This window comes from Microbacterium sp. PF5, assembly GCF_004794315.1.
Taxonomy (GTDB): Bacteria; Actinomycetota; Actinomycetes; order Actinomycetales; family Microbacteriaceae; genus Microbacterium; species Microbacterium sufflavum.
In genome coordinates, this window is the sequence record NZ_SSDQ01000126.1 from 1 (window position 1) to 12,759 (window position 12,759).

12 protein-coding genes are annotated in these 12,759 nt (G+C 70.6%); 7 read left to right on the plus strand and 5 right to left on the minus strand.

What is annotated here, in order from left to right:
• Positions 1-124: 124 nt before the first annotated feature.
• The 4 genes from DW297_RS10995 to DW297_RS11010 form a co-directional block, all read right to left on the minus strand.
• Positions 125-613, minus strand: coding sequence for a SprT-like domain-containing protein (locus DW297_RS10995; RefSeq protein WP_136032277.1), 489 nt, complete (start codon positions 611-613; stop codon positions 125-127).
• A gap of 43 nt (positions 614-656) precedes the next feature.
• Entirely contained in the window at positions 657-1,184 is a 528-nt protein-coding gene (locus tag DW297_RS11000) for a hypothetical protein (protein ID WP_136032279.1), read from the minus strand.
• Positions 1,185-1,266: 82 nt separating this feature from the next.
• A complete protein-coding gene (locus DW297_RS11005) occupies positions 1,267-2,127 on the minus strand; it encodes a spermidine synthase (protein WP_136032281.1) in 861 nt (286 codons plus the stop codon).
• A gap of 29 nt (positions 2,128-2,156) precedes the next feature.
• Entirely contained in the window at positions 2,157-3,416 is a 1,260-nt protein-coding gene (locus DW297_RS11010; protein ID WP_136032283.1) for an LCP family protein, read from the minus strand.
• A gap of 151 nt (positions 3,417-3,567) precedes the next feature.
• Here DW297_RS11010 and DW297_RS11015 point away from each other — a divergent pair, with 151 nt between their 5' ends.
• The 5 genes from DW297_RS11015 to DW297_RS11035 are packed head-to-tail and all read left to right on the plus strand — an operon-like array spanning position 3,568 to position 9,081.
• The gene (locus tag DW297_RS11015; RefSeq protein ID WP_136032286.1) at positions 3,568-4,857 is read left to right on the plus strand and encodes a sugar ABC transporter substrate-binding protein; all 1,290 of its coding nucleotides are present in this window, start codon (positions 3,568-3,570) and stop codon (positions 4,855-4,857) included.
• Between the two features lie 15 nt (positions 4,858-4,872).
• Positions 4,873-5,847: a carbohydrate ABC transporter permease gene (locus DW297_RS11020; protein ID WP_136032289.1), complete on the plus strand. Its 975-nt coding sequence runs from the start codon at positions 4,873-4,875 to the stop codon at positions 5,845-5,847.
• A complete protein-coding gene (locus DW297_RS11025; RefSeq protein WP_136032291.1) occupies positions 5,844-6,677 on the plus strand; it encodes a carbohydrate ABC transporter permease in 834 nt (277 codons plus the stop codon). The genes DW297_RS11020 and DW297_RS11025 overlap by 4 nt, the downstream gene beginning before the upstream one ends.
• The gene (locus tag DW297_RS11030) at positions 6,674-8,194 is read left to right on the plus strand and encodes a glycoside hydrolase family 3 protein (RefSeq protein ID WP_136032293.1); all 1,521 of its coding nucleotides are present in this window, start codon (positions 6,674-6,676) and stop codon (positions 8,192-8,194) included. The genes DW297_RS11025 and DW297_RS11030 overlap by 4 nt, the downstream gene beginning before the upstream one ends.
• A 14-nt stretch (positions 8,195-8,208) precedes the next feature.
• The gene (locus tag DW297_RS11035) at positions 8,209-9,081 is read left to right on the plus strand and encodes a MurR/RpiR family transcriptional regulator (RefSeq protein WP_136032295.1); all 873 of its coding nucleotides are present in this window, start codon (positions 8,209-8,211) and stop codon (positions 9,079-9,081) included.
• A gap of 20 nt (positions 9,082-9,101) precedes the next feature.
• Here DW297_RS11035 and DW297_RS11040 read toward each other — a convergent pair whose 3' ends face one another.
• Positions 9,102-10,025 carry a sugar kinase gene (locus DW297_RS11040; protein WP_136032296.1) on the minus strand — a complete coding sequence of 308 codons (924 nt, stop codon included), beginning with the start codon at positions 10,023-10,025 and terminating at the stop codon, positions 9,102-9,104.
• A 167-nt stretch (positions 10,026-10,192) separates the two neighbouring features.
• Between DW297_RS11040 and DW297_RS11045 the strand changes: the two genes are divergently transcribed.
• Positions 10,193-11,866 carry an ABC transporter substrate-binding protein gene (locus DW297_RS11045; RefSeq protein WP_136032298.1) on the plus strand — a complete coding sequence of 558 codons (1,674 nt, stop codon included), beginning with the start codon at positions 10,193-10,195 and terminating at the stop codon, positions 11,864-11,866.
• Between the two features lie 130 nt (positions 11,867-11,996).
• Positions 11,997-12,759 (plus strand): ABC transporter permease (locus DW297_RS11050; RefSeq protein ID WP_136032300.1); only part of this gene is annotated, 763 nt, incomplete at its 3' end.

A 12,759-nucleotide genomic window follows, 5' to 3' on the forward strand; every position in this document is an offset into this window, starting at 1 on the left:
CGGCCACGCGTGCCCCGGAGGCGTCGGCGGCGGACGATCCCGCCGAGGCGCCGGAGTCGCGCGACCCCGATCCCGCCTGAGCCGGATCGCGGCGGACGGCGACTGCGCGGAGCCGCGGGCGTCGTCAGCGCGGCAGCTGCGCCGCGAGTCGGGCGTCCGTGGTGATCTCGCGGCGCGTCCAGGCGAACAGGTGCCGGGAGTCGAACGTGCGCGAGCACCGGGCGCACGAGGTGGCCCGCGTCGGGCGGCGGTGGCGATAGGTCACGTGCCCCGCGGGGCAGTGCCCCACCCACGGCGCCAGCTCGACCGCGGTCTCGCCGTGGTGGGTGGTGCCGCCGACGTAGCCGAGGTCGGCGGCGACGCGTTTCCACGCGGGGCCGTGCGCCGCCGCGTGACCCGCGAGCGCATGGGCCACCTCGTGCAGCAGGACCTGGTGGATCTCGTCGTCCTCGAAGCGGGCGGCGAGGTAGCGCGATACCGTGATGCGCTTGTTCGTGTAGTCGCACTGCCCGGCACGGCGCTTGGCATGGTCGAAGTCGAACGTCCAGCTGTCGTCGAGGTGCAGCCGGATCAGTGCCTCGCCCCAGACGCGCACTCGGGTCAGTTCCGCCATGGGCTCAGGGTAATCCACGGCGGGGACATCGGGGTGCTGCGGCTCAGCCCGCGATGAGCTGCGACGGTCGGTGCCGTTCGGCGGCCTCGATCGCCAGCAGCACGGTCTCCAGCTCGCTGTCCGCCGCGCCCGACTCGCGCCGCAGGAACAGCGACTGCTTGAAGCTCTCCCGCGCGGTGTCGAAGTCGCCGGCCTCGTAGGCGTTCTTGCCATGGTGCTGGTAGGCGAACGCGGCGATCGACAGCCAGCGCTGCCCCTCGGCCTCGGAGGCGCACGTGGCCAGCTCCTGCTCGGCGGCCGCATGGGCGCCGCGGTACTGCAGGATCGTGGCGTGCAGCACGCGGGCGCGCAGCACGTCCCGGCGGGTTCCGGCCATCCGCGCCTGGCGCACGGTCTCCTCGGCGAGTACGAGCGCCTCGTCGAGACGGTCGAGCACCTTCAGCAGCCACACGCGCTCGAGCAGTGCGGGCAGGGAGCGCTGCTCCTCGATCTCGGTCAGGCGGGCAGCGCACTCGTCGAGATCGACCAGTTCGCGGAGGGTCTCCCGGTCGTAACCCCGGATCAAACTCATTGCTCTCCTTCTGATGCGTCCCCGCCGCGTCCCCGTCCAGTGTGCCTGGCGTCTGCGCGGTCTCGAAGGCGGCGCGCCCTGGTCAGCGCAGGAACAGCGATGCGTCAGGGCGGGGCGACGCGACGGCGTCCGCGTCCGTCACGACGCGAGCTCCCTGGAGGAACGCCTCCGCCTCCGCGCCCTGGGCGATCTTGGCGGGGTGGGGTCCGGCCGCGAGCAGTCGCGGCAGCCACTCGGTGGGCAGCGGCGCGGCGGATGCCGCGAGCACGAGGTTGCCGAATCGCCGTCCCTTGAGCACCTGCGTGTCGGCGAGGATGCCGAGCTCGGGCAGCACGGCGGCGATGGTCGCGGCCTGGCGCCGGGCGAACGCGAGCCCCGGTCCGTCCGCGACGTTCACCAGCAGCACGCCACCGGGGGCGAGCAGCCCGGAGAGCTCGCGGTAGAACTCGACGCTCGTGAGATGGGCGGGCGTCTGCGCGCCGGAGTACACGTCCGACACCACGAGGTCGCAGGCGTGGTGCAGTGCGGCGGGCAGGCGCCCCACACCCTCCCGTGCGTCGCCGATGCGCAGCCGGATGGCCGCGCCCTTCGGGAGGGGGAGGTGCTCCCGGACGAGCTGCACGAGCGGTGCCTCCAGCTCGATCACCTGCTGGCGCGAGCCGGGTCGCGTGGCCTCGATGTAGCGGGGGATCGTGAGCGCGCCGGCACCGAGGTGCACGGCGGTGAGCGGACCGGCGGGCAGCTGGTCGATCACGGCGCCCATCCGCACGATGTACTCGAAGTGCAGGTGGGTCGGGTCGTCGAGGTCGACGTGCGACTGCGGGGTGTCGTCGACGATGAGCTCGAAGCCGCTCGTGAACTCGGAGGGGACGATGCGGGCGATGCCGCCGTGATCGAGCCGGGTCTGCGGGTGCTCGGTGTCTCGCGCGCGCGTCCGGCCCATGCTCCGAGCCTACGCGCTGCGGCGGGCGCTCAGCGCTGGTTGCCGACCGCGCACGTCTCCTGCTCGAGCGTCTGACCGGAGACGTCCGGGGGCAGGGTGGCCCGCGCGTCGGGCGTCTCGCCCGGCGCGGGGGTCGCGGCGGTGCCGTCGGTCTCGCCCGGCGCCGGTGTCACGAGCTCCACGCCGCGGCGGGTCGCCACGTCGCCGGTCAGCTGCAGCGGCTGTCCGGACTTGATGGCCGCCCACAGCTGTTCGGCCGCGGCCTCGTTGGGCACCACGCGGTCGTCGTCGTCGGGGTCGACGACGTTGGGGTACTGCACGAAGACGAAGTCGCTGAACTTCACGTCCTTCAGGGCGAGCGCGAGCTGCGCGAGCCGGAGCGGGTCGTTGAGCGATTCGCTGGGGTCGATGTTGTCGGCCACGGCGTTCGCGATGCGCAGCACCTTCGGCACATCGGTGAGCGTCTCCTCGCTGAGCACCTTCTTCGCGAGGCGCGACATGTACTGCTGCTGGTTGGAGATGCGTGCCAGGTCGCTCTCGTCGCCCACGCCGTGCCTGGTGCGGATGAACTGCAGTGCCTCGACGCCCGACACGGTGCGCATGCCCGCCGGCCAGTCGATGCCCGTGTGCCGGTCGCGGATGCCCTCTCCCGCAATGCACACCTCGACGCCGCCGATCGCGTCGGTCACGGCCATCACGCCGTCGAAGCTGATGGCGGCGGCGAACTCGATCGGGATGTCGCCGAGCGTGCTGACGGTCTTCGCGACGCACGAGAGCCCGGCGTGCTCGAACAGGGAGTTCATGCGCGCCTTCTGCATGGCCGACGCGACGGAGCCGTCGGGCCGGGTGCACTCCGGCACCTCGACGCCGAGGTCGCGGGGGAGCGAGACGACCGTGACGTTGCGGGGCTCGGCCGAGACGTGCACGAGGAGGGTGACGTCGTTGCGGCGGAGTCCGTCGGCCTCTTCGCACCGCTCCGCGAACAGCGCGGTCGCGCGCTCTCCGCACTCGTCCGTCCCGGCGATCAGGATGCTGAAGGACTTGTCGGCGGGGTAGGCGCCGATGGTGGGCGGGTCGACCTCGGGGGCTCCCTCCAGCACCACGGCGTCGTCGCCGATGCGGGCGAACAGGTCGACGATCAGGAACGTGCCGACGCCGATGACGGAGACCAGCACGACGGCGAGGGAGATGCCGAGGAGCCGGAAGACCCGTCCGGCGGTGCTGCGCGTGCGCTGCGGGGCGTGGCGGGCGATGGTCGGGCGATCGGCGTCGTGTCCGCGGCGTGGCATAGGCGCGAGCCTACCGGCGGAGCCCGATGTTACGGCGGTGTGACGATTCTGGGAGGAACTTGCAGGGAATTAGTTAGTCGTGGATACTTTTTCCTATCCCCCGGTCTGCACCCGATGCCTACCTGGACTTTTTCAAAGAGGAGATCCCTTCATGCACAAGCGCATTCTTCCGGCAGTGGCGCTCGGCGCCGCCGCCACGATCGCCCTGGCCGGCTGTGCCGGCGGCAGTGGCGACAACGGCTCGGCCGACGGTGAGGGCAAGGAGCTCACCGTCTGGATCATGAAGGGGACCAACCCCGACGCGACCGCGTTCTACGACAAGGTCTCCGAGGCCTTCGAGGAGGAGACCGGCGCGACCGTCAAGATCGAGGAGATCCAGTGGGCCGACGCCCACGACCGCTTCGTCACCTCGATCGCCGGCGGCACCACCCCCGACATCGCCGAGACCGGCACCACCTGGACCGCCGAGTTCGCCGACGCCGGCGCGCTCCTCCCGATCGACGAGTACGTCGACGGCGAGAAGGGCCTGCGCGACGACCTGGTCGAGGGCCTCTCGGTCGCGGGCACGTACGACGACGAGCTCTACGGCATGCCGTGGTACGCCGGCGTCCGCTCGATCGTCTACCGCACCGATGTCTTCGAGGAGCTCGGGCTCGAGGCTCCGAAGACGTGGGACGACATCGTCACCGCGGGCGAGGCCATCAAGGCCGCCAAGCCCGACATGCTGCCCTTCCCGGTCGCGGGCGACGCCGAGTTCCAGGTCTACCCCTGGGTCTGGGGCGCCGGCGGCGAGATCGCCACGAAGGACGGCGACACCTGGACGAGCGAGCTGGACAGCGCCGAGTCGCAGGCCGGCATCGAGTTCTACACGGGCCTGGCCACCGAGCACGGCTTCTCCTCCGCGGGTGCCACCACCTGGAAGGAGACCGACCTCCGTGACGCGTTCACGCAGGGCAACGTCGCCATGATGCTCTCCGGATCGTGGACCCCGAACGCGCTCGTCGAGGCCAACCCCGAGCTCGAGGGCAAGATCGGCGCCGCGGTCATCCCCGGCCAGGACGGCGGCATCGCCCCGTCCGTGCTCGGCGGCTCGCACCTGTCGATCTTCAACACCACCAAGAACGCCGACCTGGCGTGGGAGTTCGTCAAGCTCATGACCACCGGCAAGTTCGCCGAGCAGTGGTCGGACGAGACCGGCTACTTCCCCGGCGTGCAGTCCGCGATGGAAGAGGCCCTCGCCTCGACCGACCCGCTCGTCGCCCCGTTCGCGGAGCAGATGGTCGACGGCGGCGCGTCCGTCCCGGTCACCCCGAACTTCGGCGCCGTGCAGGCGAAGAAGACGACCAACGCCATGATCCAGGCCATCCTCAGCGGGCAGAAGGACGTCGCGACCGCGACGAAGGACGCCGCTGCGGAGATGACCGAACTGCTCAACCAGTAAGGAACCACTCCTTCCATGTCGATGGTGCAAGCGCCACTGCCGGCCACGAAGGCGGAGTCCACCTCCGCCTCCGTGGCCGGCGGCCGGAAGAAGCGAGGACTCTCGCTCGTCACGGCCCGTCCCTGGCTTCTCCTCGCGCCCGGGCTGATCATCCTCGCGGTGCTCATGCTCTGGCCGCTCGTCCAGGTGTTCATCTACTCGCTGCAGGACTACGGACTGCGCGAGATCAACACCGGCGAGAACAACTGGATCGGCCTGGACAACTACGTCGAGGCGCTCACCAACCCGACCCTGTGGACGGTGGTGCTCCCCAACACGGTCGGCTTCGCGGCCGTCGCGGTGTTCACCACCGTCGCACTCGGGACCCTGGTCGCGCTGCTGCTCGCGCGCCTCGGCACCGTGTGGCGCACCATCGTGTCCAGCTGCATCATGGTCGCGTGGGCGATGCCCGCCGTGACCGGCACCTACGTCTGGACGTTCATCTTCGATGCCGACCGCGGCATCTTCAACTCGGTGCTCCAGGACCTCGGCCTCATCGACGGCCAGGTCAACTGGTTCACCAACCAGTGGTCGTTCTACGCGATCGTGCTGCTGAACGTCGTGCACCACGGCTTCCCGTTCGTGGCGATCACGGTCCTCGCCGGGCTCCTCGGCGTCTCGAAGGAGATGCTGGAGGCCGCGGCCCTCGACGGCGCCGGTGCATGGCGCCGGTTCTGGAAGATCATCTTCCCCACGCTCAAGCCCGTGTTCTCGGTCGTCATCATCCTGTCGACCATCTGGGACTTCAAGGTCTTCGCGCAGGTCTATCTGATGCCCGGCGGAAGCGGCGGCAACCGCCAGGTGCTGAACCTGGGCGTGTGGTCGTACGTGGAGTCGTTCGGGCAGAACCGCTACGGCTTCGGCGCCGCGCTCGCGGTGCTGCTCACCCTCGTCCTGATCGGCATCACGATCGTGTACATCCGGTCGCTCATGAAGGAGGACGAGCTGTGAACCCGCGCCCCCGGCTCCGCTCCCGCATCGGTCTCGGGATCGGCGTCGCCGCCGTCCTGATCTTCACGCTGTTCCCTGTGTACTGGATGGTCTCCAGCGCACTCGACGGCAAGGCCTCCAGCGGTGGGCAGTCGCTCCTGCCGCAGGAGTTCACGTTCGACAACTTCGCCTTCGTGCTCACCGAGGGCGGCTTCGGCACCTACCTGCGCAACTCCGCCATCGTGGCGCTCGTCACGGTGCTCGTCAGCGCGCTGGTGTGCCTGCTCGCGGCGGTCGCCGTCGCGCGCTTCCGCTTCAAGTTCCGCACCACGATCCTCATGATGATCCTCGTCGTGCAGATGGTGCCGCTCGAGGCGCTCGTGATCCCGCTGTTCCTCCAGGTGAAGAGCCTCGGCCTGCTCAACAGCATCATCGGTCTGATGGTGGTGTACGTGGCGCTGTCGCTCGCGTTCGGCATCTGGATGCTGCGCGGCTTCGTCGCCGCCGTGCCCGTCGAGCTGGAGGAGGCCGCGTACATCGACGGCGCCAGCTGGTGGCGCATGTTCCGCTCGGTGCTGCTGCCGCTCGTGATGCCGGGTCTCGTCGCGACCAGCATCTTCAGCTTCATCACCGCCTGGAACGAGTTCATCTTCGCGATGACGATCCTCGGTGCCCAGACCGACCAGTACACGGTGTCGATCGGCCTCAAGTCGTTCTTCGGCCTCTACTCCAACGACTGGGGCAGCATCATGGCCGCATCGACCATCATCACCGTGCCGGTCATGATCTTCTTCGTGATCGTGCAGCGTCGGCTCTCCGCCGGCATGGTCGCCGGGGCGGTGAAGGGATGACCGACGAGCTGGAGCGCCTGGCGAACGGCGTGCTGTGGCCGGGCTTCCTCGGTACGGAGGCGCCCGCGTGGCTTCTCGATGAGCTGCGCGATGGACTGGCCGGTGTCGTGTACTTCGGGCAGAACGTCGGAGAGGGGCTGCCGGCGCTGAGCGCCCAGATCCTCGACGCGAACCCCGCGGCGCTGATCGGCGTCGACGAGGAGGGCGGCAGCGTCACGCGCCTGGAGTCGGCCACCGGCTCCACGCTCCCCGGCGCGGCGCAGCTCGGCACGCTCGACGATCTCGTCGCCTCGGAGCGCACCGGTGCGGAGCTCGCCCGCCGCGTGCGGGCGGTGGGCGGGAACGTCGTGCTCGGCCCGGTCGCCGACGTCAACACCGATCATCGCAACCCGGTCATCGGCGTGCGGTCCTTCGGCGCGGACGCGGAGCTCGTGTCGCGCCACGCGGTCGCGATGCTCGACGGCATCCAGGACGGCGGGGCGGCGGCGTGCGTGAAGCACTTCCCGGGTCACGGCGACACCCACGTCGACTCGCACCATGCGCTGCCCCGGATCGACCTCGACCTCGACGAGTACGAGCGCGAGCACCTGGAGCCGTTCCGTGCCGCGGTGGAGGCGGGCGTCGACGCCGTCATGACCGCGCACATCGTGGTTCCCGGGTGGGGCGACGCTCCGGCGACCCTCAACCCGCGCGTGCTCGGCATCCTGCGCGACTGGGGCTTCGACGGCGTGATCATCACCGACGCGCTCGACATGGCCGCGATCCGCGAGACCGTCGGGCTCGGCGGCGGCGCGGCACGTGCCCTCGCCGCCGGCGTCGACCTGCTGTGCATCGGCAATCCGACCAACCCCGGCGAGGCGGCGCTGCCCGACCAGGATCTGCGCGACTTCCGTGCTGCGCGCGACGGGATCGTGGCTGCGCTGCGCGACGGCTCGCTGTCGCGCGAGCGCGTGGAGGAGGCCGCGGGACGCGTGGCCGCCCTCGCCGCGAAGCTGCAGGCGCAGGCCGCCCGCGAGCACGCCGGGCAGCAGCCCGTGGACGGCTTCGACGCGCAGGACATCGCCCGGCGCGCGGTGACCCTCGTGGGCGCGGCGCCGGAGTCGGCCGAGGCGCTCGCGGTGATCGACGCCCGCCGTCGCTCGACCCTCGCCGTCGACAGCGCCGCGTCGTACGTGGCCAGCGCCCTCGCGGGCGACGGTGTGCGCGTCCGGCTCGATGTCGCCGCGCGTCCCGTGACGGAGCAGGACGACGTGATCGCCGAGGTCGTCGCGGCCCCGGGCACCACGGTCGTGCTGGTGGACCGGCCCGACGCGGAGCCGGCACAGCGCGCCCTCGTGGAACGCACGGCCACCCGCGACCCGCACGCGGTCGTGGTGAACGTCGGGCTCCCCGCCCGCACGCCGCTTCCCCTGCCGACCGTCGAGGTCGGGGCGGCCAGCAGGCTCGGGGCGCAGACCGCACGGGAGGCACTCCAGGGTCGCTTCCCGCTACGGCAGAGGTCGACCACCGCCGGTTGAGACGGGATCAGCGCATGGACGACGACGTTCTGGCCACGGTGCGGCGCTCCCTGCCCAGGCTGAGCGCGGCCGAGGGCCGCGTGGCTGAGACCATCCTCGGCGACCCCACGCTCGTCGTCGACCTCGCGATCAACGATCTGGCGCAGCTGTGCCGCACGTCGCTGTCCACCGTGGCGCGGTTCGCCCAGTCGCTGGGGTTCAGCGGCTACCGCGAGCTGCGGGTCGCGGTCGCCCGCTCGGTCACGCTCGCCCAGGCGCAGCAGGCGCGCTTCGGCCTGGACACCACCGCGATCGATCCGCACGACGGGCCAGGCGCGATCGCGGCGAAGCTCGCGGCGCAGGAGATCGACGCGATCGAGAAGACCGCCCGTGCGCTCGATGAGGCCGCCCTCGACCGGGTCGCGCGTGCGCTGGTGGCCGCCCGCCACATCGACCTGTTCGGTCAGGCGGCGTCGTCGCTGACGGCGCAGGATCTGCAGTTGAAGCTGTCGCGCATCGGGTGCTCGGTGTCGCACTCCGCCGATCCGCACCTGGCGATCACGACCGCGTCGCTGCGTTCGCCCGAGGACGTCGCGATCGCCTTCTCGCACGGCGGGGAGACGGCCGAGACGGTCAGGGCGCTGGAGGTGACGCGCGACACCGGAGCGCTCGCGGTCGCCGTGACCAGCGATGCGGACTCCCCGCTCGCGGCGGTGGCGGACGTGGTGCTGCTCAGCCAGGCGCAGGAGTCGCCGTATCGCATGGCGGCGATGTCGAGTCGGATCGCACAGCTCGCCCTGATCGACGTGCTGTTCGTGCGCGTGGTGCAGCACCGCGGGGAGCCGGTGGCCGTGTCCCTGCAGCGCACGCACGATGCCGTGCCGCCGCGCCGTCCGCGCCGCGCGTAGGGGGGTGACGGCAGGGAGGCTCAGTCCACGTGGTCGCGGGTGCTGGCGATCGCGCGCGTGGCGATGCGGTGCGCACGGGCCAGGCTGCCGCTGAGCGAGAGCCCGGCGAGCACCCCGGCGAGGAAGCCGCCGGCGAACGCGTCTCCCGCGCCGATCGTCTCCACGACGGGCGCGTCGAGGGCGTCGCTCTGCGCGCGATCCCCGCGGTCGAACGCCACGGCGCCGGCCGGGTCGGTCACCACGACGAACCGCGGCTCGGGGAACAGCGCGCGGAGGGCGTCGGGGTCGCTCGTGCCGAACACCGCCGCGGCGTCCGGCCTGGTGCAGAACAGCACGTCGGCGTCGCGGGCGAGTCCGCCCAGCAGGCGCTTCGCGTGATCTTCCCTCCCGCGCCAGAGCGCCGGACGCCAGTTGAGGTCGAAGCTCAGCAGCGCGTGAGCGGGACGGTGGTCGCGGAACAGCGCATCCTGCGCGGCGGCGGCCGAGTCCGACAGGGCTGGCGTGATGCCCGAGGTGTGCACGAGCGCGGCACGGGCGAGGAGGGCAGCGGCCGCGGGCGTCTCGAGGGTGCGCGGAGACAGTGCGGCGGCGGCCGACCCTGCCCGGTAGTAGTGCATCGTGCCCTCGACCGTGCCGTCCGGCCGGGGCGACAGCTCCTTGACGTACAGCCCGGTCGGCGCGTCCGCATCGACCTCGATCGCGCTGTCGTCCACGCCGTGGGCGCGGAGCTCGCCCGTCAGGAACCGGCCGAACCCGTCGTCGCCGACGCGCGAGACCACGGCCGTCTCGACTCCCGCCGAGGCGAGCGCGATCGCGGTGTTCCACTCCGCGCCCGCGAGCGACCGGTCGAACGTGCGGCAGATCTCCAGGGCACCGGCGGTGGCCGGGACGAGGGCGACCATGCCCTCGCCGAAGCAGACGGCGAGCGGGGTGGACTCTGGCACGTTCTCGACGGTACCCGATCCCGAGTCCCGCGCGTGTCGATACCGGATCGCAACCTCCGGCTATTTGGCATCCGCGATCCGGCTGGGTACCTTCGAGGAATCACCGTCTCCGGGGCGACGACGCCCCGGGTACGCGCATCGAAGCGCCCGACAGGGAAGGTCACACAATGCACCAGTCAGCCATGCGTCGGCGAGGGATCGTCGCCGTCACCGGAGCGGCCATCGCGGCTCTCGCTCTCGCCGGATGCGTCGCCAGCGAGCGCGGCGACAACGGTTCGGAGGGCTCGGGCGACGTCGACGGCACGTTCGTCTTCGCCGCGTCGTCCGATCCGGCGAGCCTCGACCCCGCGTTCGCGCAGGACGGCGAGACGTTCCGCGTCTCCCGCCAGATCTTCGAGGGTCTGGTGGGCACCGAGCCGGGCACCGCCGACCCCGCGCCGCTGCTGGCGGAGTCGTGGGAGTCGTCCGAGGACGGCATGTCGCACACCTTCCAGCTGAAGGAGGGGGTGACCTTCCAGGACGGCACCCCGTTCAACGCCGAGGCGGTCTGCTACAACTTCGACCGCTGGTACAACTGGACCGGTCTGGCCGCCTCCGAGGCGTTCGGCTACTACTACAACAAGCTCTTCAAGGGCTACGCGTCGAACCCCGCCGACGCCGTCTACAAGTCGTGCACGCCCGACGGCGAGAACTCCGTCACGATCGAGCTGAACAAGCCGTTCGCCGGGTTCATCGCCTCGCTGTCGCTGCCCGCGTTCGGCATGCAGAGCCCGTCCGCGATGCAGGAGTTCGGCGCCGATGAGGTCGGCGGGTCGGCCGAGGCGCCGCAGCTGTCCGAGTACGCGATGGGCCACCCGGTCGGCACGGGCCCCTACCAGTTCGAGGAGTGGGCGCCGGGCGAGCAGGTCACGCTCAAGGCCTACGACGACTACTGGGGCGACGCGGGTCAGGTCGACGAGATCATCTTCCGCACGATCGACGATCCGACGGCCCGCCGCCAGGCGCTCGAGTCCGGCTCGATCGACGGCTACGACCTCGTCGGTCCCGCCGACACCAAGGCGCTCGAGGACGACGGCTTCACGATGGTGTCGCGCCCGCCGTTCACGATCCTGTACCTGGCGTTCAACCAGGCCGTGCCCGAGCTGCAGGACCCGAAGGTGCGCGAGGCCCTCTCGTACGCGGTCGACAAGGACGCGCTGATCAGCCAGGTGCTGCCCGAGGGCACGCAGAAGGCCACGCAGTTCGTGCCCGAGGTCGTCAACGGCTACAACCCCGACGTCACGACCTACGACTACGACCCCGAGAAGGCCAAGGCCCTGCTCGCGGAGGCCGGCTACGACGAGTCGAACCCGCTGAAGCTCACCTTCAACTACCCGGTCAACGTGTCGCGTCCCTACATGCCGGACCCCGAGCAGATCTTCACGGTGCTGTCGTCGCAGCTGTCCGAGGTCGGCGTGGAGACCACCCCGGTGTCGGAGGAGTGGGTCGAGTACCTCGACCGCACGACCGGCACCTCCGACCACGGCATCCACCTGCTGGGCTGGACGGGCGACTACAACGACACCGACAACTTCGTCGGCGTGTTCTTCGGCCAGCAGAGCTCGGAGTGGGGCTTCGACAACCCGGAGCTGTTCCAGAAGCTGACCGAGGCTCGCGGCGTGTCCAACCTGGAGGAGCAGACCGCGCTGTACGAGGACATCAACGAGATGGTGGCGGAGTTCATCCCCGGCGTCCCGCTCGCGCACCCGGCTCCGACGCTCGCGTTCGACCCGCGCGTGAAGAGCTACCCTGCCAGCCCGGTGAACGACGAGGTCTTCACGGACATCGTCCTCACCAAGTAACGGCCTGACCGACCGAGACCCCTTCGTCTCGTCGCTCCGCTCCTCGCTCAGGGACCGGATCGGGAAACCACCCCGGTTCGGTCCCTGAACGAGCGGAGCGAGACGACGGGCCTGATCGACGGAGATCTTCGTGCTGCGCACCATCGGCAGGCGACTGCTGTTCCTCATCCCCACCCTGTTCGGGCTCAGCATCCTGCTGTTCGCCTGGGTCAGGGCCCTTCCCGGCGGCCCCGCGGTCGCCCTCCTCGGCGAGAAGGCCACACCCGAGGCGATCGCCAGGGTCAACGAGCTCTACGGCTTCAACAAGCCGCTCATCGAGCAGTACTTCATCTGGATCACGCGCCTGCTGCAGGGCGACTTCGGCACCTCGATCCAGACCAACCGTCCGGTGGTGGAGGAGTTCTTCCGCCGGTTCCCCGCCACGATCGAGCTGAGCGTCATGGCGCTCATCTTCGCGGTGGGCGTTGGCATCCCGCTCGGCTACTGGGCCGCGCGGCGACACGGCAAGTTCACCGATCACGCCTCGGTCGTGCTGAGCCTGATCGGCATCACCATCCCGGTGTTCTTCCTGGCGTTCATCCTCAAGTACGTCTTCGCGGTGCAGCTGGGCTGGCTGCCGTCCGACGGGCGGCAGAACCCGCGGATAGACGCGACGCATCCCACCGGGTTCTACGTGTGGGACGGCATCATCACCGGCGAGTTCGACGCGGCGTGGGACGCCATCCTGCACCTCATCCTCCCGGCGCTCGCGCTCGGCACGATCCCGCTGGCGATCATCGTGCGCATCACAAGGGCGAGCGTGCTCGAGGTGCAGAACGCCGACTACGTCCGCACCGGGCGCGCGAAGGGCGTCGGCTCGTCGACACTGCGCAGCCGCTTCATCCTGCGCAACG

Excerpts from the sequence above, each read along its gene's own strand:
- DW297_RS11005 (WP_136032281.1), bottom strand. The coding sequence starts at position 2,127 with ATGGGCCGGACGCGCGCGCGAGACACCGAGCACCCGCAGACCCGGCTC.
- DW297_RS11020 (WP_136032289.1), top strand. The coding sequence starts at position 4,873 with ATGTCGATGGTGCAAGCGCCACTGCCGGCCACGAAGGCGGAGTCCACC.
- DW297_RS11015 (WP_136032286.1), top strand. The coding sequence starts at position 3,568 with ATGCACAAGCGCATTCTTCCGGCAGTGGCGCTCGGCGCCGCCGCCACG.
- DW297_RS11010 (WP_136032283.1), bottom strand. The coding sequence starts at position 3,416 with ATGCCACGCCGCGGACACGACGCCGATCGCCCGACCATCGCCCGCCAC.
- DW297_RS10995 (WP_136032277.1), bottom strand. The coding sequence starts at position 613 with ATGGCGGAACTGACCCGAGTGCGCGTCTGGGGCGAGGCACTGATCCGG.
- DW297_RS11000 (WP_136032279.1), bottom strand. The coding sequence starts at position 1,184 with ATGAGTTTGATCCGGGGTTACGACCGGGAGACCCTCCGCGAACTGGTC.
- DW297_RS11045 (WP_136032298.1), top strand. The coding sequence starts at position 10,193 with ATGCACCAGTCAGCCATGCGTCGGCGAGGGATCGTCGCCGTCACCGGA.
- DW297_RS11030 (WP_136032293.1), top strand. The coding sequence starts at position 6,674 with ATGACCGACGAGCTGGAGCGCCTGGCGAACGGCGTGCTGTGGCCGGGC.
- DW297_RS11035 (WP_136032295.1), top strand. The coding sequence starts at position 8,209 with ATGGACGACGACGTTCTGGCCACGGTGCGGCGCTCCCTGCCCAGGCTG.